At 72.6% G+C, this 23,531-nt stretch carries 22 protein-coding genes; 4 read left to right on the top strand and 18 right to left on the bottom strand.

Annotated elements, in window-relative coordinates; all coding sequences use genetic code 11:
* Positions 1-726 carry a tRNA (guanosine(46)-N7)-methyltransferase TrmB gene (gene trmB / locus V7S47_RS01405; protein WP_336559939.1) on the bottom strand — a complete coding sequence of 242 codons (726 nt, stop codon included), beginning with the start codon at positions 724-726 and terminating at the stop codon, positions 1-3.
* Positions 727-759: 33 nt separating this feature from the next.
* Here trmB and V7S47_RS01400 point away from each other — a divergent pair, with 33 nt between their 5' ends.
* The gene (locus V7S47_RS01400; protein ID WP_336559938.1) at positions 760-2,103 is read left to right on the top strand and encodes a transaminase; all 1,344 of its coding nucleotides are present in this window, start codon (positions 760-762) and stop codon (positions 2,101-2,103) included.
* 63 nt (positions 2,104-2,166) lie between these two features.
* Here the strand turns inward: V7S47_RS01400 and tuf are convergent, their stop codons facing one another.
* From tuf to V7S47_RS01365, 7 genes are all read right to left on the bottom strand, one after another.
* The gene (gene tuf, locus V7S47_RS01395; RefSeq protein WP_090849681.1) at positions 2,167-3,360 is read right to left on the bottom strand and encodes an elongation factor Tu; all 1,194 of its coding nucleotides are present in this window, start codon (positions 3,358-3,360) and stop codon (positions 2,167-2,169) included.
* Positions 3,361-3,443: 83 nt separating this feature from the next.
* Positions 3,444-5,504, bottom strand: coding sequence for an elongation factor G (fusA, locus tag V7S47_RS01390; RefSeq protein ID WP_218856912.1), 2,061 nt, complete (start codon positions 5,502-5,504; stop codon positions 3,444-3,446).
* A 121-nt stretch (positions 5,505-5,625) separates the two neighbouring features.
* Positions 5,626-6,096, bottom strand: coding sequence for a 30S ribosomal protein S7 (gene rpsG, locus V7S47_RS01385; RefSeq protein WP_090849676.1), 471 nt, complete (start codon positions 6,094-6,096; stop codon positions 5,626-5,628).
* A 1-nt stretch (position 6,097) separates the two neighbouring features.
* A complete protein-coding gene (rpsL, locus tag V7S47_RS01380; RefSeq protein ID WP_028636428.1) occupies positions 6,098-6,472 on the bottom strand; it encodes a 30S ribosomal protein S12 in 375 nt (124 codons plus the stop codon).
* 151 nt (positions 6,473-6,623) lie between these two features.
* Positions 6,624-7,928: an MFS transporter gene (locus V7S47_RS01375; protein ID WP_336559937.1), complete on the bottom strand. Its 1,305-nt coding sequence runs from the start codon at positions 7,926-7,928 to the stop codon at positions 6,624-6,626.
* A gap of 8 nt (positions 7,929-7,936) precedes the next feature.
* Positions 7,937-8,386, bottom strand: a complete 450-nt coding sequence (locus V7S47_RS01370; RefSeq protein ID WP_336559936.1) for a MarR family winged helix-turn-helix transcriptional regulator — start codon at positions 8,384-8,386, stop codon at positions 7,937-7,939.
* 128 nt (positions 8,387-8,514) lie between these two features.
* The gene (locus V7S47_RS01365) at positions 8,515-9,951 is read right to left on the bottom strand and encodes an NCS2 family permease (protein WP_090849669.1); all 1,437 of its coding nucleotides are present in this window, start codon (positions 9,949-9,951) and stop codon (positions 8,515-8,517) included.
* Positions 9,952-9,999: 48 nt separating this feature from the next.
* Between V7S47_RS01365 and V7S47_RS01360 the strand changes: the two genes are divergently transcribed.
* Positions 10,000-10,308: a DUF2530 domain-containing protein gene (locus V7S47_RS01360; protein WP_336559935.1), complete on the top strand. Its 309-nt coding sequence runs from the start codon at positions 10,000-10,002 to the stop codon at positions 10,306-10,308.
* Here V7S47_RS01360 and V7S47_RS01355 read toward each other — a convergent pair.
* On the bottom strand, positions 10,305-11,072 hold the full coding sequence (locus tag V7S47_RS01355; RefSeq protein WP_336560429.1) for a DUF3027 domain-containing protein: 768 nt from the start codon (positions 11,070-11,072) through the stop codon (positions 10,305-10,307). The two genes, V7S47_RS01360 and V7S47_RS01355, sit on opposite strands and share 4 nt — an antisense overlap.
* A gap of 77 nt (positions 11,073-11,149) precedes the next feature.
* On the opposite strand from V7S47_RS01355, the gene V7S47_RS01350 reads away from it, so the two are divergent.
* Positions 11,150-12,601 (top strand): MFS transporter, encoded by a 1,452-nt coding sequence (locus V7S47_RS01350; protein ID WP_336559934.1) that lies wholly within the window; start codon positions 11,150-11,152, stop codon positions 12,599-12,601.
* Positions 12,602-12,604: 3 nt separating this feature from the next.
* Here V7S47_RS01350 and V7S47_RS01345 read toward each other — a convergent pair whose 3' ends face one another.
* Both V7S47_RS01345 and V7S47_RS01340 read right to left on the bottom strand, forming a co-directional pair.
* Positions 12,605-13,000, bottom strand: coding sequence for a cold-shock protein (locus tag V7S47_RS01345; RefSeq protein WP_170866887.1), 396 nt, complete (start codon positions 12,998-13,000; stop codon positions 12,605-12,607).
* 55 nt (positions 13,001-13,055) lie between these two features.
* Complete coding sequence (locus V7S47_RS01340) at positions 13,056-14,486, bottom strand: HAD hydrolase-like protein (protein ID WP_336559933.1); 1,431 nt, start codon at positions 14,484-14,486, stop codon at positions 13,056-13,058.
* 110 nt (positions 14,487-14,596) lie between these two features.
* Between V7S47_RS01340 and V7S47_RS01335 the strand changes: the two genes are divergently transcribed.
* Entirely contained in the window at positions 14,597-16,723 is a 2,127-nt protein-coding gene (locus V7S47_RS01335) for a S8 family serine peptidase (RefSeq protein ID WP_336559931.1), read from the top strand.
* Here the strand turns inward: V7S47_RS01335 and V7S47_RS01330 are convergent.
* From V7S47_RS01330 to V7S47_RS01300, 7 genes are all read right to left on the bottom strand, one after another.
* A complete protein-coding gene (locus V7S47_RS01330) occupies positions 16,692-17,063 on the bottom strand; it encodes a hypothetical protein (protein ID WP_336559930.1) in 372 nt (123 codons plus the stop codon). The two genes, V7S47_RS01335 and V7S47_RS01330, sit on opposite strands and share 32 nt — an antisense overlap.
* A gap of 347 nt (positions 17,064-17,410) precedes the next feature.
* Positions 17,411-19,024 (bottom strand): AMP-binding protein, encoded by a 1,614-nt coding sequence (locus V7S47_RS01325; RefSeq protein ID WP_336559929.1) that lies wholly within the window; start codon positions 19,022-19,024, stop codon positions 17,411-17,413.
* A 17-nt stretch (positions 19,025-19,041) separates the two neighbouring features.
* Complete coding sequence (locus V7S47_RS01320; RefSeq protein ID WP_090849653.1) at positions 19,042-19,596, bottom strand: dihydrofolate reductase family protein; 555 nt, start codon at positions 19,594-19,596, stop codon at positions 19,042-19,044.
* A 63-nt stretch (positions 19,597-19,659) separates the two neighbouring features.
* Positions 19,660-20,070, bottom strand: a complete 411-nt coding sequence (locus V7S47_RS01315) for an SRPBCC family protein (RefSeq protein ID WP_336559928.1) — start codon at positions 20,068-20,070, stop codon at positions 19,660-19,662.
* An 81-nt stretch (positions 20,071-20,151) separates the two neighbouring features.
* Entirely contained in the window at positions 20,152-21,438 is a 1,287-nt protein-coding gene (locus V7S47_RS01310; protein ID WP_336559927.1) for an RDD family protein, read from the bottom strand.
* A 17-nt stretch (positions 21,439-21,455) separates the two neighbouring features.
* On the bottom strand, positions 21,456-22,712 hold the full coding sequence (locus V7S47_RS01305; protein WP_336559926.1) for an FHA domain-containing protein: 1,257 nt from the start codon (positions 22,710-22,712) through the stop codon (positions 21,456-21,458).
* Complete coding sequence (locus V7S47_RS01300) at positions 22,709-23,527, bottom strand: PP2C family protein-serine/threonine phosphatase (protein ID WP_090849645.1); 819 nt, start codon at positions 23,525-23,527, stop codon at positions 22,709-22,711. Before V7S47_RS01300 ends, V7S47_RS01305 begins: the two co-directional genes overlap by 4 nt.
* Between the last annotated feature and the right edge of the window lie 4 nt (positions 23,528-23,531).

Raw genomic sequence — 23,531 nt, 5'->3', positions numbered from 1 at the left:
TCAGCGCCTGACGTAGCGCAGGTCGGTGATGTCGCGGCCGACCTCGAGGCCCTTGCGCTCGAACTTGGTGACCGGCCGCTCGGACCAGCGCTCGACGACGCCGCCGTCGAGAGCCGGCTCGGAGTCGAGGACCTCGCGCATCTGGTCGGCGTAGTCGGCCCAGTCGGTGGCCAGCCGCCAGGTCCCGCCCGGCACCAGCCGGGTCGAGACCAGGCGGGCAAAGTCGGCGTCGACCAGCCGGCGCTTGCGGTGCTTCTTCTTGTGCCACGGGTCCGGGAAGAACGTCCACAGCTCGCTGATGCTCGCCTCGCCCAGGAGGTGCTCCAGGGTCCACGCCGCGTCGACGCTGCACAGCCGGAGGTTCTCCGCCCCCGCCTCGGCCGCCCGCCAGAGCGTGTCGGCGACGCCGGGCCGCCACACCTCGAGCGCGAGGACGTCGTACGACGGGCGCGCCGCCGCGAGGACGGCCGTCGCCTCCCCTACGCCCGACCCGATCTCCACGATCAGCGGCGCCTCGCGGCCGAACCACGACGCCCACGCGAAGTCGGGCCGGTCGACGGCCTCGTCCGGGATGACCCACTTCTCCTGGTGCGCGGCCCAGGCCGCGGCCTGGTTGGGGGTGAACCGTGCCCCGCGCCGTGAGTAGCTCAGCACCTCCCGCATCCGGCGACCGTCCTCGGTCAGCCGGTGGTGGGGTCGTGCGGGTCGGACGCCGTGCTCGTGCATGCGCCCATCCTCCCTGATCGCTACGTTCTGACCATGATCGACAGAGCCCGTCTCCAGTCCCTGCACGCCGAGGAGGAGCGCCGCTTCGTCGAGCTCCACCCCCGATCCGCCGCCCTGGCCGAGCAGGCCCGCGGACCGCTGCTCGCGGGCGTGCCGATGCCGTGGATGACCCGCTGGCCCGGGGCGTTCCCGGTCTTCGTGGAGTCAGCCTCCGGCGCCCGCCTCGTCGACGTCGACGGCGTCGAGTACGTCGACCTCTGCCTCGGCGACACCGGTGCGATGACCGGGCACGCGCTCCCCCAGGTGGCCGAGGTGATCGCCGAGCGGGCCCGCACCGGCATCACCACGATGCTGCCCTCGGCCGACGCGGTCTGGGTCGGGGAGGAGCTGGCCCGGCGCTTCGGCCTCCCGACCTGGCAGCTGGCCATGTCGGCCACCGACGCCAACCGCTTCGTGCTCCGCTTCGCCCGCTACCTCACCGGCCGTCCGCGGGTCGCGGTGTTCGACTGGTGCTACCACGGCACCGTCGACGAGACCCTGGCCGTGCTGGACGGCGACCGGGTGGTCCCCCGCCCGGGCGCCCTCGGGCCACAGCTCGACGTCGCGGTGACCACCGCGGTCGTCCCGTTCAACGACCTCGACGCCCTCGACCGCCGCCTCGCCGAGGGTGACGTCGCGTGCCTGCTGATGGAGCCGGCGCTCACCAACATCGGCATCGTGCTCCCCGAGGAGGGCTACCTGGCGGGCGTCCGCGAGGTCACCCGGCGGCACGGGGTGCTGCTGATCGTCGACGAGACGCACACGATGTGCGCCGGGCCGGGCGGCTGCACGGCCGCCTGGGCCCTCGACCCCGACCTGGTCGTGGTCGGCAAGGCGATCGCGAGCGGGGTCCCGGCCGCGGCGTACGGCATGAGCGCCGAGGTCGCCGGGCGGCTGTCCGGCCCGATGCTCGGCCACGAGATCGACGTCGCCGGGGTCGGCGGCACCCTGACCGCCAACGCGCTCGCGCTGGCCGCGGTCCGGGCGACGCTGTCGACCTGTCTGCGCGAGGAGGACTTCGCGGTCGCCGTACCCCTGGCGGAGCGGTTCACCGAGGGCGTCGCCGAGGTGATCGCCGAGCACGGGCTGCCCTGGCACGTGCAGCGGCTCGGCTGCCGCGCGGAGTACTGGTTCTGCCCGCCGCCCCGCGACGGCGCGGCCGCGGCGGCGGCGGTCGACGAGGAGCTCGAGGCGTTCCTGCACCTGTGGTGCCTCAACCGCGGCGTGCTGCTGACGCCGTTCCACAACATGGCGCTCTTCAGCCCGCACCACACCACGGCCGACGTCGACCGGCACACGGAGGTGTACGCCGAGGCCGTCGCCGCCCTGCTCGGCTAGCGGAATGCAGGACGGCCCCGGACCGCGGTCCGGGGCCGTCCTGGTGAAGCTGGTGGGACTAGATCACTTGGTGATCTTGGTGACCCGGCCGGCGCCGACGGTGCGGCCACCCTCACGGATCGCGAACCGCAGGCCCTCGTCCATGGCGATGGGCTGGATCAGCTCGACGGCCATCTCGGTGTTGTCACCGGGCATGACCATCTCGGTGCCCTCGGGCAGCGTGACGACGCCCGTGACGTCCGTGGTCCGGAAGTAGAACTGCGGACGGTAGTTGTTGAAGAACGGCGTGTGACGGCCGCCCTCCTCCTTCGACAGGATGTAGACCGAGGCGTCGAAGTTGGTGTGCGGGGTCGTGGTGCCCGGCTTGATGACGACCATGCCGCGCTCGATGTCCTCGCGCTTGGTGCCACGGAGGAGCAGACCGACGTTCTCGCCCGCCTGGCCCTCGTCGAGCAGCTTGCGGAACATCTCGACACCGGTGACGGTCGACTTCTGGGCCTTCTCGCGGATGCCGATGATCTCGACCTCCTCGTTGACCTTGACGATGCCGCGCTCGATGCGACCGGTGATGACGGTGCCACGACCGGTGATCGTGAAGACGTCCTCGACGGGCATGAGGAACGGCTTGTCCGTCTCACGCTCGGGGGTCGGAATGGCCTCGTCGACCGCGTTCATGAGCTCGACGATCGAGTCGCCCCACTTGGCGTCGCCCTGCAGCGCCGGGAAGGCCGCCACGCGCACGACCGGGATGTCGTCGCCCGGGAACTCGTACTCGGAGAGGAGCTCGCGCACCTCCATCTCGACGAGCTCGATGAGCTCCTCGTCGTCGACCATGTCGCACTTGTTGAGTGCGACGACCAGGGCGGGGACGCCGACCTGGCGGGCGAGCAGCACGTGCTCACGCGTCTGGGGCATCGGGCCGTCGGTGGCCGCCACGACCAGGATCGCGCCGTCCATCTGCGCCGCACCGGTGATCATGTTCTTGATGTAGTCGGCGTGACCCGGGCAGTCGACGTGCGCGTAGTGGCGCGCCTCGGTCTGGTACTCGACGTGCGCGATCGAGATCGTGATGCCGCGCTGACGCTCCTCGGGAGCCTTGTCGATGTCCTCGAACGCCGACGCGGCGTTGAGGTCCGGGTGCTTGTCGTGCAGCACCTTGGTGATCGCCGCGGTGAGCGTCGTCTTACCGTGGTCGATGTGACCGATGGTGCCGATGTTGACGTGCGGCTTGGTCCGCTCGAACTTCGCCTTAGCCACTGGGGGCTCCTCCTGGTTGGTGTGTTGCTGACTCGTACTGACTGGGTGGTGCCGAGGGTCCGTGCTGAGTAGGCCCGGGTGGGCTACTCGCCACGGACCTTCTTGATGATCTCGTCGGCGATGTTCGTGGGAACCTCGGCGTACGAGTCGAACTCCATCGAGTACGAGGCCTGGCCGGAGGTCTTGGACCTCAGGTCGCCAACGTACCCGAACATCTCGGACAGCGGCACGAGGGCGTTGACGACGATGTCGCCGTGCCGCTCCTCCTGCGCGCGGATCTGACCGCGACGGCTGTTGATGTCGCCGATGACGGTGCCGAGGAACGAGTCGGGCGTCGTCACCTCGACCGCGAACATCGGCTCCAGCAGGACCGGCTTGGCCATGCGGGCGGCCTCCTTGAAGGCCTGGTTGCCGGCGATCTTGAACGCGAGCTCGGACGAGTCGACGTCGTGGTAGGCGCCGTCCTCGAGCGTGAACTTCACGTCGACCATCGGGTAGCCGGCGAGCACGCCGAACTCCATGGCGTCCTGGCCACCCTGGTCCACCGACGGGATGTACTCGCGGGGCACGCGGCCACCGGAGACGCTGTTGACGAACTCGTAGCCCGCACCGGTGCCGGTCTCGGGGTCGATGTTCGGCCCGAGGGAGACGACGACCTTCGCGAACTGGCCCGACCCACCGGTCTGCTTCTTGTGGGTGTAGCTGTGGCCGGTGACCTCCTTGCGGACGGTCTCGCGGTAGGCCACCTGCGGCTTGCCGACGGTCGCCTCGACGCGGAACTCGCGCTTCATCCGGTCGACGAGGATCTCCAGGTGGAGCTCGCCCATGCCGGCGATGATCGTCTGGCCGGTCTCCTCGTCGGACTTGACCGTGAAGGTCGGGTCCTCGTCGGAGAGCCGCTGGATCGCGGTGCCCAGCTTCTCCTGGTCGCTCTTCGTCTTGGGCTCGATCGCGACCTCGATCACCGGAGCCGGGAACGTCATCGACTCGAGGATGACCTGGTGCTGCGGGTCGCTCAGGGTGTGACCGGTCTTGGTGTCCTTCAGACCCATCACGGCCACGATCTGGCCGGCGCCGACCGACGCGATCTCCTCACGCTTGTTGGCGTGCATCTGGTAGACCTTGCCGATCCGCTCCTTGCGGCCGTTGACCGAGTTGACCACGGTCGAGCCGGCCTCCAGCTTGCCGGAGTAGACGCGCACGTAGATCAGCTTGCCGAGGTGCGGGTCGGAGGCGATCTTGTAGGCCAGGCCCGAGAACGGCTCGTCGTCGGAGGGCTTGCGGATGATCTCCTCGTTCTCGTCCTTGACCGAGTGGCCGACGATGCCCTCGATGTCGAGCGGGGACGGGAGGTACTTGACGACCGCGTCGAGCAGGGGCTGGACGCCCTTGTTCTTGAACGCGGTGCCGCAGAGGACCGGGTTGACCTTGTCGGCCAGAGTGGCGCGACGGATCGCGGCCTCGAGCTCCTCGACGGTGAAGTCCTCGCCCTCGAGGTACTTCTCCATGATGTCGTCGTCGGCCTCGGACAGCGTCTCGAGGAACTTCTCGCGGTACTCGGCGGCCTGCTCGGCCAGCTCCGCGGGGATCTCCTCGACCTCGTAGTCCTCACCCATCTTGGTCTCGCCGCGCCAGGTCAGGGCACGCATGCCGACCAGGTCGATGACACCGAGGAAGTCGCCCTCGGCGCCGATCGGCAGCTGGAGGACGAGCGGGTTGGAGTTGAGGCGCTCGACCATCATGTCGACGCAGCGGAAGAAGTCCGCGCCGGTGCGGTCCAGCTTGTTGACGAAGCACATCCGGGGCACGGAGTACTTGTTGGCCTGCCGCCACACGGTCATCGTCTGCGGCTCGACACCGGCGACGCCGTCGAACACCGCGACGGCACCGTCGAGGACGCGCAGCGAGCGCTCGACCTCGGCCGTGAAGTCCACGTGGCCCGGGGTGTCGATGATGTTGATCTGGTGGTTCTTCCACCAGCAGGTCGTCGCGGCGGACGTGATCGTGATGCCGCGCTCCTGCTCCTGCTCCATCCAGTCCATCGTGGCCGCGCCCTCGTGGACCTCACCGATCTTGTAGGTGATGCCGGTGTAGAAGAGGATGCGCTCGGTGGTGGTGGTCTTGCCGGCGTCGATGTGCGCCATGATGCCGATGTTGCGGACCTTGTTGAGGTCCGTGGTGATGTCGACAGCCACTGTCTGTGCGTTCCTTAGAAAGTAGGAAGGTGCGGTGCGAGCGGGGGCTGGTACCCAACCCCCGCCGAGATCACCAGCGGTAGTGCGCGAAGGCCTTGTTGGACTCGGCCATCTTGTGGGTGTCCTCACGCTTCTTCACCGCGGCACCGAGGCCGTTGGAAGCGTCGAGGATCTCGTTCATCAGCCGCTCGTGCATGGTCTTCTCGCGACGGTCCGCCGCGTAGCCGACGAGCCAGCGCAGCGCGAGCGTGGTGCCGCGCGTGCCCTTGACCTCGATCGGGACCTGGTACGTCGCGCCGCCGACGCGGCGGGACTTGACCTCGATGGCCGGCTTCACGTTGTCCATCGCACGCTTCAGCGTGACGACGGGGTCGGTGCCGGTCTTCTCGCGGCAGCCCTCGAGCGCGGTGTAGACGATGCGCTGAGCGACCTGCTTCTTGCCGTCCTGGAGGACCTTGGACACGAGCTGGGAGACCAGCTGCGACCCGTAGACCGGGTCGACGTCGATCGGCCGCTTGGGAGCGGGACCCTTGCGCGGCATATCAGCTCTTCTCCTTCTTCGCGCCGTAACGGCTGCGGGCCTGCTTGCGGTTCTTCACGCCCTGGGTGTCGAGCGTGCCGCGGATGATCTTGTAGCGGACACCGGGGAGGTCCTTCACCCGGCCGCCGCGAACGAGCACGATGGAGTGCTCCTGGAGGTTGTGACCGACGCCCGGGATGTAGGCCGTGACCTCGACGCCGCTGCTCAGGCGCACACGGGCGACCTTGCGGAGGGCGGAGTTCGGCTTCTTCGGGGTGGTGGTGTAGACGCGGGTGCAGACACCGCGCCGCTGGGGCGAACCCTTGAGGGCAGGCGTCTTGTTCTTCGACACCTTGTCCTGGCGGCCCTTGCGGACCAGCTGGTTAATCGTGGGCACCTGGCGGTTCCCTTTCTTGGTGACTCTCAGTGCGGGGCACGGTGCCGCGCACGATCGAACTGCTGCGTGTCCGGGTGGTGCGAACCAACCGGTGTTGCTCACCCCCGAGGTCGGGCGTGTCGCGCCTGGTGCCGCGGTCCTGTCCCGCGATCTACTTCCGAGCACGCGCAACGGCCTGGTCGTCCCAGACACGAGGAAAGAGGCTACCGGGCGCCCCGACAGGGGTCAAAACGCGCTGACGGCGCTGTTCCTGGGCCAGGTAGACGATCGTGGCGACACCGACGCCGAGCAGGGTGATCAGGCCACCCCCGACCAGGGTCCAGCGGGCCCCGAAGGTCTCCCCCACCCAGCCCACCACCGGCGCGCCCAGCGGCGTACCGCCCATGAAGATCATCAGGTAGAGCGCCATCACGCGTCCGCGCAGCGCCGGCGCCGTCGAGACCTGCATCAGGGTGTTGGCTGCGGTGATCATGGTCAGCGCCGACAGGCCCAGCAGTGGCATCCAGACCGCGAAGGCGACGTACGACGGGAGCACGCCGGCGACCACCTCGACGGCACCGAAGGCGAGTGCGGCGCCGACGACCAGACGCAGCCGGACCACCGGGCGCCGGGCGGCGAGGAGCGCGCCGGTCAGCGAGCCGACCGCCATGAAGGTGCCGAGCAGGCCGTACTCGGTCGCGCCCTTGTCGAACACCTGGGTGGCCATCAGGGCCGAGGTCATCTGGAAGTTGAGGCCGAAGGTGCCGACGACGAAGACGATCACCAGGACCAGCACCAGGTCGTGGCGGCTGCGGACGTAGCGCAGCCCCTCGCGGATCATGCCGCGCGATCGCCGCGACGGCTCGACCTGGGCCAGGCGGGACGCGTCCATGCCGCGCAGCGCCAGGATCGGGGCGAGGTAGCTGACCGCGTTGAGGACGATCACCCACCCGGTGGCCTGGGCGCCCCCACCGAGGGCGGCGATGAGCACGCCGGCGACCGCAGGCCCGACGATCCGGGCGGCGTTGAAGGACGCCGAGTTGAGGCCCACCGCGTTGGTGAGGTCCTCGGGCGAGACGATCTCGCTCACGAACGACTGGCGTGCCGGGGCGTCGAAGGCGGTGCCGATGCCGAAGACCAGGGCCAGCACGTAGACGTGCCACACCTCGGCGACACCGGTGACGGCGAGCACGCCGAGCACGAAGGCGGGGACGGCCATCATCACCTGGGTGACCTGGAGCAGCTGGCGCTTCGGGACCCGGTCGGCGACCACGCCCGCCAGCGGCGAGAGGAGCAGGGCCGGGAGGAACTGGAGGCCGGTCGTGATGCCGACCGCGGTGCCGCCGTTGACGGCGAGCTGGAGGACCAGCCAGTCCTGCGCGACGCGCTGCATCCAGGTGCCGGTGTTCGACACCACGGCGCCGGCGGCGTAGCGGCGGTAGTTGGCGTTGTGGAGCGAGCGGAACGTGGGGCTCAAAGCGGGTGTCAGTCCTCCTGGGCGAGGCGTTCGAGGATGGGGGCGGCGCGGCGGAGGACGTCGCGCTCGTCGGGGGTCAGGTCGCGCAGCCGGCGGGCGAGCCACTCGTCGCGACGGCGACGGTCGGCGAGCAGGGTGGCGCGGCCGGACTCCGAGATCGCCACCAGCACCTGGCGGCCGTCGGTCTCGTGCGGGCGTCGTACGACGTGGCCGCCCTCTTCGAGGCAGTTGACCGTGCGGGTCATGCTCGGCGCCTTCACGCGCTCGCGGGCGGCGAGCTCGCCGACCGTCAGCTCGCCGTGGCGGTACAGGGCGCCCAGCACGGCCATCGCGTTCATGCTCAGCTCGTTGGCCGGGTCGACCTCGTTGGCGAGGCGGCGACGCAGGCGCATGACGGACAGCCGGAGCTCGGAGGCGAGACCGGCGCCGGTGCGGGCGACCTTCTGGACGGTGGGCATGTCGTTAGCATAACTCATTACTCTTGCTAACTATTCCGGGGTGATGGGCGTCTGCAGGTTCACCGGCCGGCAGGTGAACCCTGCACTGGGGGGCCGATGCATCGGCCCCCCAGTGCGGGCTTCGCCCGTCAGGTCAACCAGGAGGTGATCGGGTCGATGGCGAAGTAGACGACGAAGAGCCCGCCGACGACGGCCATCAGGGGGTGGATCTCGCGGGCCTTGCCGACGACGAGCTTGATGAGCAGGAAGGCCAGGAAGCCGCCGCCGATGCCGACCGAGATCGAGTAGGTGAACGGCATCAGCACGATGGTCAGGAAGGCCGGGATGGCGATCTCGACGTCGGACCAGGCGATGTCGGTGACCTGCTGCATCATCAGGAACCCGACCAGGACCAGGGCCGGGACGGCCGCCTCGGAGGGGATGGCCCGCACGATCGGGGTGAAGAAGGTCGCCAGCAGGAAGAGCAGGCCGGTGACCACCGAGGCCAGGCCGGTGCGGGCGCCCTCGCCGACGCCCGAGGCCGACTCGATGTACGACGTGTTGGAGGAGACGCCCCCGAGACCGCCGGCGATGGCGGCGACCGAGTCGACGACCAGGATCCGCTCGGGGTTCGGCGGGATGCCGTCCTCGTCGTTCAGGCCGGCCTCGGCACCGATGGCCGTCATCGTGCCCATGGTGTCGAAGAAGTCGGCGAGCAGCAGCGAGAAGACCAGGAGCAGCGCGGCGATCACGCCGATCGAGCCGAACGCGCCGAAGAGCGAGACCTCGCCCAGGGTGCCGAAGTCCGGGACGTCGACGAAGCCGTCGAGGTGGGGCACGCTCAGCGCCCAGCCGCCGGGGTTGTCGGCGGACCGGGCCCCGAGGTCGAGGACGCCGTCCAGCACCAGGGCCAGGACGGTGGTCACCGCGATGGCGATCAGGATCGCGCCGCGGACGCGCCTTACCCACAGGGCGACGAGGAGCAGCAGGCCGACGGCGAAGACCAGCACCGGCCAGCCGCTGAGCTGCCCGGTCTGGCCGAGCTGGACGGGCACCGTGGTCTGCGCGGCGTCGGGGATCCGGGTGACGAAGCCGGCGTCGACGAAGCCGATCAGCGCGATGAACAGGCCGATGCCGACCGAGATCGCGACCTTCAGCTGCGTCGGGACGGCGTGGAAGACCGCCGTCCGGAAGCCGGTCAGCACCAGGACCAGGATCGCGATGCCCTCGAGCACCACCAGGCCCATCGCGTCGGCCCAGGTCGAGCGGGTGGCGATCTGCACGGCGACGAAGGCGTTCAGGCCGAGACCGGTGGCCAGGGCCAGCGGGAAGTTGGCCACGGCGCCCATCAGGATCGTCAGGACGCCGGCGACCAAGGCGGTGCCGGCCGCGATCGCGGGAAGGTTCGGCGCAGCGCCACCGGCCAGGTAGTTGCCCTCGCTGTCCTGGACGAAGCCGAGGATCAGGGGGTTGAGCACGATGATGTACGACATCGTCAGGAAGGTGACGAGGCCGCCGCGCACCTCCTGCCCGACGGTGGAGCCACGCTGGCCGATCTTGAAGTAGCGCTCGAGTGCCAAGGTCACGACGCACCAGCATTCCAGGCCGCGCGCCGGCCGGGCTAGCCTGCCCCCGTGGAGTTCAGCGACGAGCAGCCGACGCAGCACGAGATCGGCAACCGCACCTACCTCGTCGCCGACGTCGAGCCGCTGGACGTCGACGGCGTGCGCACGGTGCTGGTCGGGTCGATCGCATGGGCGGTCGCGTTCGTGGCCCTGCTGCCGTTCTACGGCGAGCTGGAGGCCGAGGGGCGCACCTGGTGGCTGTGGACCTGCCTGGCCGGGTTCGGGCTGGGGCTCTTCGGCTACGAGTACTGCCGCCGGCGCCGGCGGACCCGGGTCGAGGCCGCGGAGGCCACCGACCCGCCTGTCACCGAGGGCTAGAAGCGCTCGAGCTCGTCGAGGCTGACCGTGTCGATCACGTGGTCGGGCAGCGGCTGCGGCTCGTGCTTCTTGGCCAGCCGCACCTCGGAGTGGGCGCCGCAGCCGTGGTCGAACGACACGACGCGGCCGTCGTCGTTGGCGTCGCCGTTGGCACAGACACCGAAGAGCTCGGACAGCGGTCCGGCGATGCGGACCAGGAAGCCGCAACCGTGGCAGTGGTCGGGGGCCGACTGGGCGATCGGGGCGGACGGGCCGCCGTCGCCGTCGTACCAGCGCTGGGCGGCGAGGTCGCGGCCCTCGACCGACAGGGTGCGGGCCCGGCCGAGGTAGAGGTCCTGCGCGACCTGGCGGATCTGGGCCTTCTCGTCGGCGTCGAGCGGGTCGTCGCCGAAGGAGTACGTCGGGACCAGCCGCGGGTCGTCGTCGTCGACCGGGAGCAGGTCGCCGGGGGTCATGTCGCCGGGCTTGATGCGCTCGCGGTAGGGCACCCACTCGGGCGCGACGATCGCCTCGTCGCCCGGGATCAGCACGACCTCGTCGACGGTGATCAGCTTCTGCCGCGGCGCGCGGGCGACGGTCACCGACCAGCGCCAGCCGACGTACCCGGGGCGGGTGCAGGCGAACAGGTGGGTGACGACCCGCTCCCCCTCGACGACGTGACCGAGGTGATCGCCGACGTCGGTCGGCTCCGCCTCCTGCAGGAGGGTGTCCCGGGCCAGGTCGACCGCCGCCACGGCGGCGGAGTCGGGCTTGGCGCGCAGCATCGTCGTCACGGCGGCATCATGACCCATCGGCCGCGGCGCTGTCAGGTCGGGGCGGCACCTCAAGGCAGGATGTGCGCATGACGTCGGAGGACCAGCGGTGGCGTGACCCGCACGCCGACGGCACGGGCACCCGCACCGACACCGGCCCGACCCGCGCCGACCGGGCCCGCTCGGTGGGCCGCGGGATCGGCACCGGGGCCAAGGTGACCGCGCGCGGCATGGCCGCGACGGGCCGGGTGACCGGCAAGGTCGGGCGGGCCGTCGGGCGCAACGCGCGCCGGGCCGCGGGCGCCCAGGGAGCGGAGCAGTCGGGGCTGAACCGGCTGATCTACCTGCACTTCTTCAACACCGCCGGCGACGCCGCGGTCGCGATCTCGCTGGCCGGCAGCCTGTTCTTCCAGGTGCCGTCGGGCGAGGCCCGCGGCCAGGTGGCCCTGTTCCTGGGCCTGACGATGCTGCCGTTCGCGATCGTCGCTCCGCTCATCGGGCCGTTCCTCGACAAGTTCAGCCACGGCCGGCGCTGGGCGATCGGGGCGACCCAGGCGATCCGCGCGTTCCTGTGCTGGGCGCTGGCCGGCGGCATCAGCGGGGGCACCTCGCCCTGGCTCTTCGCGGCCGCGCTCGGCGTCCTGGTCTCCTCCAAGGCGTACGGCGTGACGCGGGCGGCCGCCGTACCCCGGCTGCTCCCGGAGGGCTTCACCCTGGTCAAGGCCAACGGCCGGGTGTCGGTCTCCGGCCTGGTCGGCGTCTCGGTCTCGGCCCCGCTGGCGGGTCTGGCCTCGCTGGCCGGTCCGGAGTGGTCGCTGCGCTATGCCTTCCTGCTGTTCGCGGTCGCGACCGTCTGCGCGATCCGGCTGCCCGAGGCGGTCGACTCGTCGGCCGGCGAGGGCGCGCTGGCCTTCCGCGACGAGACCGACGACGGCCGCCCGGGCCGGCGTCCCCGCACCCGGATCCCCCCGGCCGTCGCGTTCGCGCTGCGCGCGAACTGCGGACCGCGGTTCCTGTCGGGCTTCCTGCTGATGTTCATGGCGTTCCTGCTCCGGGAGAACCCGCCCGAGAGCTCGCTGTCGGCCGAGCTGCTCATCGGCGTCGTGGTGGGCGGCGCCGGCGCCGGCAACGCGGTCGGCGTGGCGCTGGCGGCGATGCTGAAGAAGATCAGCCCGTCGGTCACCGTGGTGCTGGTGCTGCTCCTCGACGCGGCGGCCGCGCTGCTGGCGGCGCTGTTCTACGGCGTGCTGTTCCTGGCCCTGCTCGGGCTGGTCGCCGGCATGGCTCAGACGCTGGCCAAGTTCTGCCTCGACTCGACCATCCAGCGCGACATCCCCGAGCGGGTGCAGGCCAGCGCCTTCGCCCGCAGCGACACGACGCTGCAGCTGGCCTGGGTGGTCGGCGGCTTCGTCGGCATCGCGATGCCGCTGGAGCCGGCCCGGCTCGGCCTGTCGGTCGCGTTCACGGTCCTGGCGGCCTGGACGGTGTTCGTCCTGGTCAACCGGGTGCAGCAGCGCCCGGCCCGTCGTACGCCGGCGTAGGGCTCAGATCTCCAGCTCGTCGGCGAGCGCGCGGAGCAGCTTGGCGGTGGGCTTGGCCGCCTTGGCGTCGGGGTGACGACCGTGGCGGTAGGCCTCACCGACGTTGTCGAGCAGCCGGATCAGGTCCTCGACGATCGGGGCCATCTCCTCGGGCTTGCGCCGCCGGGCCTGGGACTGGGCCTTGGACACCGACGCCGGGGCGTCGACGACGCGGACCTGCAGGGCCTGCTCGCCGCGTCGGCCCTGGGCGATGCCGAACTCGACGCGGGTGCCGGCCTTGAGGTTGGTGGTGCCCTCGGGCAGCGCCTCGGTGCGGACGTAGACGTCCTCGCCGCCGTCCTGCGACAGGAAGCCGAAGCCCTTGTCGGCGTCGAACCACTTCACCTTGCCAGTGGGCACGGTCTGACCTCTTCCATCGTGTTACGCGAGTTCCGCAGGGATGCGGAGTCGGAGTCTAGAGCGACTCGTTCATCGATCCCGAACGAAATCCGCGAGCGTCCACCTCGGCGGCCTCGAACCCGGCGTCGCGGACCGCTGCGAGCACCGCCTCCTCCAGGCCCCGGGCCAGCGGCAGCAGGGCCGCGTCGAGCTCCACCGAGGCGCGCTCGCCCAGGTCGCGGACCCGCAGGTTCGCGAGCGGTACGCCGGCCAGCGCGGCCCGGACCCCGCTCTCGGCCCGTTCGACGCGCCCCAGCCGGAAGGGGGTGACCTCGACGCCGTACGCGACCCGCGACGAGAGGCAGGCGGCCGCGGGCTTGTCCCAGGTCGGCAGCCCCCAGCGCCGCGAGGCCTCGCGGACCTGGGCCTTGGTCAGCCCGGCGTCGCGCAGCGGGGCGATCGCGCCGCGCTCGGCCGCCGCCCGGATGCCGGGACGGAAGCCGACGACGGCGTCGTCGGCGTTGGTGCCGGTGGCGACGTGGGCGAGCCCGAGGTCGGCGGCGAGCGGTACCAGCACGTCGAGCAGCTCGGCCTTGCAGAAGAAGCAGCGGTCCGGCCCGTTGGCGCGGTAGCCCTCGCGGTCCATCTCGTGGGTCTCGGGGGTGAGCACCCGCACCCCCAGCGACTCCGCGAAGTCCCGGGCGGGGTCGCGCTCGGCCTGGGGCAGGGAGTGGGAGTAGCCGGTCGCGGCCGCGACCCGCTCGGGACCGAGCGCGCGGACGGCGGCGGCCAGCAGCAGGGCGCTGTCGGCGCCGCCGCTGTAGGCGACCAGCACCGAGCCGCGCTCGCGGAGGTCGGCCTCGAGAGCCGCCATCCGGGTGGTCAGCAGGTGCTCGTCGAGCCAGGCCGGGAACTCCAGCAGCGAGTCGAGCACCACGTGGGTGCCGGCGGCGAGCAGCTCCTCACGGGTGCAGCCGCCGGTCAGCACGGACACGCTGAGCGCCCCGGCCGCGAGCGCGCCCTCGACGTCGTGGACGTGGTCGCCGACATAGATCGACGCGCCCTCGCGGACCAGCACGTCGGCCTTGCCGACACCCCACACCCAGCCCTCCAGGTGGTCCACGTCGAAGCCGACGTGGTCGAGGTGGAGGCGGGCGTTGTCGGGGAACTTGCCGGTCACGACGAGCACCCGCCCGCGGTGCCGTCGTACGGCGGCGATGGCGTCGTGGGCGCCCGCCAGCGCGGGGACCGAGGTGATCGCGTGGTCGGGGTACAGCGCCCGGAAGCGGTCACCGGCGGCGGCGATCGCGTCCTCGGGGAGGTAGGGCTGCAGCAGCAGGTCGAGGGGCGGTCCGAGCCTGGCGGTCATCTCCTCGACCGGGAAGTCGACCCCCAGCTCGGACCCGAGCGCGCGGAGCACGTCGCCGAACCCCGGCGCGGTGTCGATGAGCGTCATGTCGAGGTCGAACCCGACCGCCAGAGGGGCTGGGGCGGGGCGGTCGGACATGCGGTCAGGCTAGCCCGCGGTGGGCACACGTTTGGCAGGGTGCCCCCTCCCCTGTCACCCTGGGCGTTTCTGGGACGGGTGTTCACTCGAGAGACGGGTGGGAGGTCGAGATGGGGAGTCGTCGTCGTACGACGCTGCTCGGCGCGCTCGCCGCGGCCCTGATGGTGGCGCCGCTCGCGCCCGCCCAGGCCCGGACCGCCACCGTCGAGCCTGCCACCGATCTCTTCCTGGTCACCCTCGACACGCCCGGCGCCGCCGGCCGGTCCGCCGGGCTGTCCACCGCGCTCGACCGCTTCCGGATGACCGTCCAGCAGGACGCCGTCCTGGTGTCGGTCGCGGCTCCGCGGCCGGTCTACCGATGGACGACCGCCCTCAACGGGGTCGCCGTCGAGCTCACCGACGACCAGGCCCAGGACCTGCAGGCCGACGGCCGGGTGGTGTCGGTCGAGCGCAACGAGGTCCGTCCGCTGGCGGGGACCGTGGCACCCGCATCGAGCGCCGCACCGGTCGGCGCCGGCCGGGCCCGCGGGGGCGCCGGCGTGGTGATCGGGGTGGTCGACACCGGCCTCGACGCCGACCACCCGCTCTTCGCCAGCACTCCCGGCCTGGCCGACGACCCCGAGGGGTTCACCGGGCCGTGCCAGACCGGAGAGGGCTGGTCCGCGTCGTCCTGCACCGCGAAGGTGATGGGGGCGCGCTGGTTCGTCGACGGCTTCGGCGCCGACCGGACCCGCAGCTCCGAGCAGCTCTCGGCCCGCGACGACGACGGGCACGGCACCCTGGTCGCCTCGATCGCGGCCGGTGACGCCGGGGTCCGGGTGCGCACCGACGCCGGCACGCTGGGCCGCTACTCGGGCGAGGCTCCCGACGCCCGGCTCGCGGTCTACAAGGCCTGCTGGACCGCGCCCGAGCCACGCGACGACGGCTGCGCGACCGCCGACCTGGTGACCGCGATCGACCGGGCCACGGCCGACGGCGTCGACGTCCTCAACCTCTCGGTCGGCGGGCCCGCGCAGGTCGACACCGTCGAGCGTGCGCTGCTCGGCGCGACCGAGTCCGGTGTCGTCGTGGTCGCCGCCGCCGGCAACCAGGGCGGCAGCCGGTACGCCGCCCACCCCTCCCCCTGGGTCACCACCGTCGGCGGCAGCACGGGCGTGGAGCGCACCGGCCGCGTCGTGCTCGGCGACGGCCCGCGCCTGCGCGGCGCGATGCTCTCGGCCCGCTCGGTGGGCCCGGCCCGCCTGGTCGTCGGGGCCGACGTCCCGGCCGCCGGGAGCACCCACGCCGCGGCCCGGGCCTGCGAGCCCGGCAGCCTCGACGCCGGCCTCGTCGCCGGCCGGGTCGTGCTGTGCGAGCGCGGCCGGGTCGGCCGGGTCGACAAGTCCGCGGCCGTCCGGCGGGCCGACGGGGTCGGGATGGTCCTGGTCAACACCGGTCCCGCCTCGCGCAACGCCGACCTGCACAGCGTCCCCACCGTGCACCTCGACGCCCGTGCGGGCCGCGTCGTACGACGCTGGGCCGCGCGGCATCCCGCCGGCGAGCTGAGCCTGCGCCCCCTCGGTCCGAGCCGCGCCGCGAGCCGCGTGCTCGACTGGTCCGGCTCGGGCGACCCCACCGCCACCGTCCTCAAGCCCGACCTGGTCGCGCCGGCGACCGGCCGGCTCGGCGCCGTACCGGCGCGGGTGCGCTCCTCGCGCTGGGACCTCGCCTCCGGCACCTCGGTCGCCAGCGCCCAGGTCGCCGGTGCGGCCGCCCTGCTGGTCGCCCGGCACCCCGACTGGTCGGTCTCGGCCGTCCGGTCGGCCCTGGTCACGACCGCGTCGACCACCGCCGGCGGCTCGGTCCTCGACTCCGGCGCGGGCCGGCTCCGCGCGGACGCGGCGCTGCGGCCCGGCCTCGCCTACGAGATCGATCCCGCCGACTACCGCCGTTGGCTCGACGGTCGCCGGGTCCGGCTCAACACCCCGTCGGCCGTCCTGCACGCGGGCCAGGACGTCGTGCGCCGCACGATCACCAACCAGGGGCGCCGGACCCGGTACTTCTCCTCCTCCACCTCCGGGTTCCGCCGCCACGGCGTCACCCTCACCCCGGCCGCCGTCCGCCTGAAGCCCGGCGAGTCCGCGACCTGGACGCTGCGGGTCACCGGCCCCGACCCGCGTCCCTTCGACGACGGCTACGTCACCTGGACCAGCGGTGACGGCACGGTCACGCGGATCCCGGTGCTGCTGACCCGCTGACCCGGCGGCGTCGTACGACGAGGAGCCCGGCCAGGGCCAGCAGCCCGCCGACCACGCCCAGTCCGGCCTCGCGCCAGTGCCACGAGAGCCACCCGGTGCGGGTGCCGAAGACCAGGCCGCCGAGTCCCCGATGCGGCTCCCCGGCGAGTGCGCCGGCGGCCATGCTGACGCAGCCGACTGCCAGCGCCGGGTCGGTCACGACGAACGTGCGGCCGGAGCGGTCCACGAGGCCGCCGGACGCGACGTCGACCGGCAGGCCGTCGTACCAGCTGGTCGGGCAGTCCCAGAGCGACCCGATCCGGCCGGACCACATCTGTGTCCCTGTGCGGGTGTCGAGCACGACATCCGTCTCCGCTCCCGGTCCGCCGACCACGAGCAAGAGGCTGCGGCCGTTGGGTGACACCGAACCGGACCACTGGTTGAGAGATCCGGACTCCGGCCTCCGCGCCTCGAGGTTCACCCGGTCGACCTCGCGCGCCCGGTCGTCCGTGACGAGCAGTTCCACGGCGCCCGGGGCGTTACCCTCCACCAGCCAACCCAGCCGGTCCGCCGAGAGCCAGCCCACCGGCGAGCCGCTCGGGCTGGGGAGGTCGGGACGTCCGCGCCAACGAGCCGGCGCGCGCCTGCACCCAGGCCTCGAAGTCCTCCACACCCTTATCCGCGCACACCGGGGCGGGTCCGGGTGGGTCAGAGGCCGAGCTTCTCGGCGGACTCCTCGCGCATCTGGACCTTGCGCACCTTGCCGGTGACGGTCAGGGGGAACTCCTCGACGACCAGGACGTAGCGCGGGACCTTGTAGTGCGCGAGCCGGCCGTCGCAGTAGGCGCGCACCGCGGCGGCGTCGAGCGGCACCGCACCCGCACGCATGCGCACCCAGGCGCAGAGCTCCTCGCCGTACCGCTCGTCGGGGACGCCGACGACCTGGACGTCCTCGACGTCCGGGTGGCCGTAGAGGAACTCCTCGATCTCGCGCGGGTAGATGTTCTCGCCGCCGCGGATGACCATGTCCTTGATCCGGCCGACGATCACGCAGTAGCCGTCCTCGCGCATCTCGGCCAGGTCCCCGGTGTGCATCCAGCCGTCGGCGTCGACGGCCTCGCGCGTCTTCTCCGGGTCGTCCCAGTAGCCCAGCATCACGCTGTAGCCGCGCGTGCACAGCTCGCCGGGCGTCCCGCGCGGGACCGTCTCCCCCGTCGTCGGGTCGACCACCTTGACCTCGACGTGCGGGTGCACCCGGCCGATCGTGGCGGTACGACGGTCCAGGTCGTCGTCCACCCGGGTCTGGCAGCTGACCGGCGCCGTCTCGGTCATGCCGTAGGCGATCGACACCTCGTGCATGTGCATGTCCTCGATGCAGTGCTTCATCACCTCCACCGGGCAGATCGAGCCGGCCATGATCCCAGTCCGCAGCGACGTCAGGTCGTACGACGCGAAGCCCGGGTCGTGCTGCATCGCGATGAACATCGTCGGCACGCCGTACACGCCGGTGCAGCGCTCGTCCTGGATCGCACGGAGCGTCGCTGCCGGGTCGAAGCCGGGCGCCGGGATGACCATCGTGGTGCCGTGGGAGGTGCAGCCGAGGTTGCCCATCACCATCCCGAAGCAGTGGTAGAAGGGCACCGGGATGCAGAGCCGGTCCTCGGGCCCGAGCCGGATCAGCTCGGTCGTGAGGAAGCCGTTGTTGAGGATGTTGCGGTGGCTGAGCGTCGCGCCCTTGGGCCGGCCGGTGGTGCCGGAGGTGTACTGGATGTTGATCGGGTCGTCCGGTGCGAGTCGGGCCGCCCGCTCTCCGAGCACCGCCTCCGGCAGGCCGGCACCGCCCGCGAGCAGCTCGTCCCAGTCGGCCGTGCCGAGGAACACGGCGCGCTCCAGCCCCGGGCACTCCGCGCGCACGTCGTCGACCATCCGCCGGTAGTCGGAGGTCTTGAACCGCTCGGCAGCGACCAGCAGCCGCAGCCCCGACTGGTTGACGGCGAAGGCCAGCTCGTGGGTGCGGTACGCCGGGTTCACGTTGACCAGCACGACCCCGGCGCGGGCGGCGCCGTACTGGACCAGGGTCCACTCGGCGCAGTTGGGCGCCCAGACCCCGACCCGGTCGCCGACCTCCAGCCCCGCCGCCACCAGCCCGCGCGCGACGGCGTCGACGTCGCGGTCGAGCTCGGCCCAGGTCCACCGACGCCCGCTCGCGACCTCGACCAGCGCCTCCCGCTCGGGGTGCCGGGCGACGGTGCGGGCCAGGTTGTCGCCGATGGTCTCGTCCAGCAGGCCGGGGGTGCTCTCGCCCTTCGCGTACGACTCCATCCGGGGACGCTAGGCGCTCATCGCCGCGGACGGAAGACCTGGTACTGCACGCCGTTCGAGTACGTCGTGGAATCGACCAGCGTGAGTCGGACCTTGTCCTCGGCGTCGGTGGGGAACGGGCCGCGGCCGCTGCCGAGGACGACCGGGAAGACCATCAGCCGCACCTCGTCGACCAGGCCCGCCTTCAGCAGGCCCTGGGTGAGCTGCATGCTGCCCTGCACGTAGATCGGGCCGCCGTCGCCCTCCTTCAGGCCGGCGACGTCCGCGAACGAGATCACGGTCGTGTCGTGCCACTGCGGGTCGGTGACGGTCGAGGAGACGACGTACTTGGGCAGGGAGTTCCAGCGGGCGAAGAAGTCCAGCGATGGCCAGACGGGCGAGAACGCGTCGTAGCTGCGCCCGCCCATCAGCATCGCCCCGGCCTCCTCCTGCTCGCGGCCCTTGACGTCGTACTGGGTGGGGTCGGCCTCGATGTCGGTGGTCCAGCCGGTGTGGCGGTAGCCCTCCTCGCCGCCGGGCGCCTCGGCGACGCCGTCGAGGGAGACGAAGTGGGTGGTGACGATCTCGCGCATCAGGGGTTCCTCTCGTGGATGGGTTCATCCTCTCCACGAACGGGACCGACGGGATACGACAGGTCAGGCCGAGCTCTCTGCGAGCTCGACCAGCCGGGCCATCGCGACCGGGGTGTCGTTCGTGACGATCGGCCCGATGTCGTCGGCGCCGGGACCCTCCACGGTGGTGCGGACCGTGATCTCCGACCCGTCGCCGGCGGGGATGACCACGTGGTCGATCCGGATCACCAGGTCGCCGATGGTGAGCCGGTCGAGGAACCGGGTGCCGGGCTCGACGATCTCGAGCACGAACGGCGCCTCGATCGGTCCGGCCAGCACGATGGTGCCCGCGGCCCCCTCGGCGAAGTGACCCTCCAGGGCGACGCTCTGCACCGGCGGGTCCCAGGACGGCCAGCTGCCCGGGTCCTTCCAGAGCGCCCAGATGGCCGCGGGTGGGGCGGAGGTGGTGACGGTGCGCTCGAACTCGAAGGTCATGGTCGGCAATCTAGAACAAGTTCTAGCTCAGCAGCGAGGGGTCCGGGTAGCCGGTCCTGCGACCCGGCACGGGCAGCCCGGTCAGTCGTCGCGGGCGACCGTCATGGTGCGGTCGCCGAAGCGGACCTGGTCGCCCGCCAGCAGGGTCGCCGGCTTGTTACCGGAGAGGTGGCGCGGGACGCCGCGGCGGATCAGCACCGAGCCGTTGGTCGACCCGCGATCCATCACGACGAGGGCCCCGTCCGGGACCACCTGGAACTGGGCGTGGGTCTTGGACAGCGACTGGTCCTCCGAGGCCAGCGGCACCAGGCGGTGGACCGGCTCCCCCGGCCGCCCCTCGGGGCGACGGCCGACCAGGGTCAATCCGCTCACCTCGAACGCCTCGCCGGTGTCGAACGCGACTCGCCACCGGGGCTGCGGCGCGGGCGCGCTCGGGGTGGGCGGTGCCGCCGGCGCGGAGGACGGCGGCGCCGCAGGCGGTACAGCGGGCGGCGGGCCGGTCGGCGGCGTACCGACGAGCGGGTAGCCGAGCTGGCGCCGGCGGGTGCGGGTCGGGGCGGTCCGGGCCTCCAGGGCCGACACCTCGACCGGCTCCGGCACGGGCTCCGGGGCGATCTCCCGCGCGGGCTCCGGGGCGGGCTCGGGGACGGGCGGGGCAGACGGAGCGACCGGGGACGGGGCCGGCGTCGGCAGGGTGGGGACTGGCGGTGCGGGACGTGCGGGGGTCGGCAGGGTCGGCGGAGCGGGGGTCGGCGGGGCGGCCACCGGGGGCCGCGGGGCGGGACGTGCGGGTGGTTCGGGACGCTCGGGCTCCGGCGGCGGCGGGACCAGCCGCATGGCGGTGAGGTTGACGATGGCCCGCGGCGCGGGCTCCTCGGCGATCTCGGCCGCGGGCAGCGGGCGCACGTCGACCACGACCGAGCGGGCCCGGCGGTCGTGCCAGCCGCGGCGCCGACCGCCCGGGTCCATGACCGCCGTCCAGGCCAGCGCGGCGACCCCGAATCCGAACGTCGGCAGGGTCCCCACCCCGAGGACGACGGTGCGCAGCAGCGCGCGGCCCACCCCGATCGGCGCGCCGGTCTCGACGTCGACCACCCGGAGACCGACGGCGGCCTTGCCGGGCGAGGTGCCCCGCAGGCCGAGCAGCACCGCGTGGACCAGGCCGACGACCAGCACCACCCCGACGATCACGGCGATCCCGCCGATGGTGTGGCCGGGTTCGAGGAGCAGCATCACCGCGCCGGCCACGCCGGCCGCGATCACGGTCCAGCCCAGCAGCCGGTCGAGGGTGAACGCGTAGAAGCGTCGGTCCAGCTCGGCGGCCGGGAAGGCCGCGTCGGCTGCGTCGGGGGTCGGGTGGTCGGTCATCGGCTGCCGGTGGGTGCTCAGGGGTTCGAGACGCGGATGGTCACGCCGTCACCGAGGTCGACCACGGCACCCGGCAGCAGCTGGACCGCCACCCCCGGCTGCAGCACCTCCGGCGGCAGCCCCGGCTGGACCAGCACGGTGCCGTTGGTCGAGCCCAGGTCGGTGACGACCGCGCTCCCGTGGTCGGCTCCGGAGCCGGGGCGGATCTCCAGGTGGGTCGAGGAGATCTCCTGGTGCGGGCTCGAGACCGTCACCAGCCGGGGCTGGTCGGTCGCGGTGAACCGCCGGGCCTCGGGGGCCCGGCCGACCAGGACGACCCGGTCGACGTCGACCAGCTCGCCGCCGGAGAAGCTGAGCCGGGCCACCGGTCGGGCCGTGACGGCCGGGGCCTGCGGCTGACCGGGGATGCCGGGCTGGGGGCGCTCGAAGTCGTCACCGGTGCCCGGGCCGGGGGTGCGCGTGGTGCCGTCGTGGTCGGTCGGGTCCCACCCGCCCGGCACGGGCGGCGGGGGCGGCACGGTCGGGATCGGCGGCACCACGGCCAGCGGAGGCAGCGGGGGGACGGGCGGGGCCGGCGGCGGGGGCGGCAGGTCGGGCAGCTCGCTGAGGTCGATCGCCTCGGTCGGCTCGTCGGCCAGCTCGTCGCCGAGCTCGTCCGCGAACGACGCCTCCTCGACGACCTCCTCGACGGCGGACTCCTCCTGGACCGGCTCCTCGTCGACCGGCTCCTCGACGAGCGCGGCCACCGGCTCCAGGACCGGCGGCTCCACCCGCTCGGGCGTGGGCACGGGGACGGGCGCGGCGTCGTCCAGGGCCTCGACGTACGGCGGCCGGTCGAGCCGACCGACCCGCACCAGCCCGTCGTCGATGGGGCGGTCGGCACCCTCGGCGTGGTCGGCGACGTCGATCCGGACGGCCCGCACCCCGGGGAGCACCCGCTCCACCCACGTGGTGGCGTCGGCTCCGTCGAGCGCGACGGGCCCGTCGAAGGTGTCGATGCCGGCCCGGGCCGGTCCGCGCAGGACGACCCGCACCCGGTCGCCCACGTCGGCGACCAGCACGAACCCCGGCAGCGAGCGCAGCCCACCGGCGATCAGCGCATCGAGCACCTCGTCGGCGCCGGCACCGCCGTCGACGAGCTCCCAGAGCGCGGCCACGCGGGACCGCTCGGACGGTGGGACCAGGACGGCGATGTGACCGCTGTCCGGGCCACCGAGGACGGCGTACCAGTCACCGGGTCGGTAGGACCGGAGACCCGTCGGCGCGACGGTCATGGCAGGGCTCCCAGCTTCTCCTCGAGACTCACCGGCTGACGCTCGGAGTCGGGTTGCTCGTGATCCCATCCCACCACATCGACGACGACGGCCGTCGCGTTGTCCCGTCCCCCCGCCGCGACGGCGGCGGCGACCAGGTCGGCAGCGGCGGCCCGCGGGTCGCCGGCCCCGGCCAGGACGGCGCCGATCTGCTCGTCGTCGAGCATCCCGTTGACCCCGTCGGAGCAGAGCACCAGCCGGGCGGTGCCGGCGAACGGGAGGAGGAAGTAGTCGGCCTCCGGGTGCTCCGACGCGCCCAGGGCCCGGGTGACGATGTGGCGCTCGGGGTGGAGGGAGGCGTCGGCGGCGGTGATGGTGCCGGCGTCGACCAGCTCCTGCACGAGGCTGTGGTCGACGCTGACCTGCTCGAGCAGGCCGCCGTCGAAGCGGTAGGCCCGCGAGTCGCCGAGGTTGGCCAGCAGCCAGCGCGACTCGCCGTCCACCTCGACGAGGAGCGCGACGACCGCCGTCGTGCCGGCCTGGTACGACGGGTGCCCGGCGGCCTGCTGCCGGGCGGCGTACGCCTCGATCCGCTGCTGGCAGACGACCAGGGTGGCCGCGACCGTCTCGGGACCGCGGGCGGGGTCGTAGCCGGCCTCGGCGAGCCGGCCGAACTCCTCGACCACGATCGCGCTGGCGACGTCGCCGCCGTCGTGGCCGCCCATGCCGTCGGCGACGACGAAGACCGGCGGCCGGGCCAGGAATGAGTCCTCGTTGACCTCGCGGACCCGGCCGACGTCGGTCGCGCCGCCGTACCGGAGCTCGACGCTCCTCACGCGC

The organism is Nocardioides sp. CCNWLW216, from assembly GCF_037120545.1.
Taxonomy (GTDB): domain Bacteria; phylum Actinomycetota; class Actinomycetes; order Propionibacteriales; family Nocardioidaceae; genus Nocardioides; species Nocardioides lianchengensis.
The sequence above is the reverse complement of the archived record's forward strand: the minus strand, read 5'-3'. Positions and strand labels throughout refer to the sequence as shown.

Excerpts from the sequence above, each read along its gene's own strand:
- V7S47_RS01350 (WP_336559934.1), top strand. The coding sequence starts at position 11,150 with ATGACGTCGGAGGACCAGCGGTGGCGTGACCCGCACGCCGACGGCACG.
- V7S47_RS01305 (WP_336559926.1), bottom strand. The coding sequence starts at position 22,712 with ATGACCGTCGCGCCGACGGGTCTCCGGTCCTACCGACCCGGTGACTGG.
- trmB (WP_336559939.1), bottom strand. The coding sequence starts at position 726 with ATGCACGAGCACGGCGTCCGACCCGCACGACCCCACCACCGGCTGACC.
- rpsG (WP_090849676.1), bottom strand. The coding sequence starts at position 6,096 with ATGCCGCGCAAGGGTCCCGCTCCCAAGCGGCCGATCGACGTCGACCCG.
- V7S47_RS01355 (WP_336560429.1), bottom strand. The coding sequence starts at position 11,072 with ATGCTGCGCGCCAAGCCCGACTCCGCCGCCGTGGCGGCGGTCGACCTG.
- fusA (WP_218856912.1), bottom strand. The coding sequence starts at position 5,504 with ATGGCGCACATCGACGCCGGCAAGACCACCACCACCGAGCGCATCCTC.
- V7S47_RS01370 (WP_336559936.1), bottom strand. The coding sequence starts at position 8,386 with ATGCCCACCGTCCAGAAGGTCGCCCGCACCGGCGCCGGTCTCGCCTCC.
- V7S47_RS01400 (WP_336559938.1), top strand. The coding sequence starts at position 760 with ATGATCGACAGAGCCCGTCTCCAGTCCCTGCACGCCGAGGAGGAGCGC.
- V7S47_RS01310 (WP_336559927.1), bottom strand. The coding sequence starts at position 21,438 with ATGACCGACCACCCGACCCCCGACGCAGCCGACGCGGCCTTCCCGGCC.
- V7S47_RS01340 (WP_336559933.1), bottom strand. The coding sequence starts at position 14,486 with ATGTCCGACCGCCCCGCCCCAGCCCCTCTGGCGGTCGGGTTCGACCTC.
- V7S47_RS01315 (WP_336559928.1), bottom strand. The coding sequence starts at position 20,070 with ATGACCTTCGAGTTCGAGCGCACCGTCACCACCTCCGCCCCACCCGCG.
- V7S47_RS01320 (WP_090849653.1), bottom strand. The coding sequence starts at position 19,596 with ATGCGCGAGATCGTCACCACCCACTTCGTCTCCCTCGACGGCGTCGCC.
- V7S47_RS01335 (WP_336559931.1), top strand. The coding sequence starts at position 14,597 with ATGGGGAGTCGTCGTCGTACGACGCTGCTCGGCGCGCTCGCCGCGGCC.
- V7S47_RS01325 (WP_336559929.1), bottom strand. The coding sequence starts at position 19,024 with ATGGAGTCGTACGCGAAGGGCGAGAGCACCCCCGGCCTGCTGGACGAG.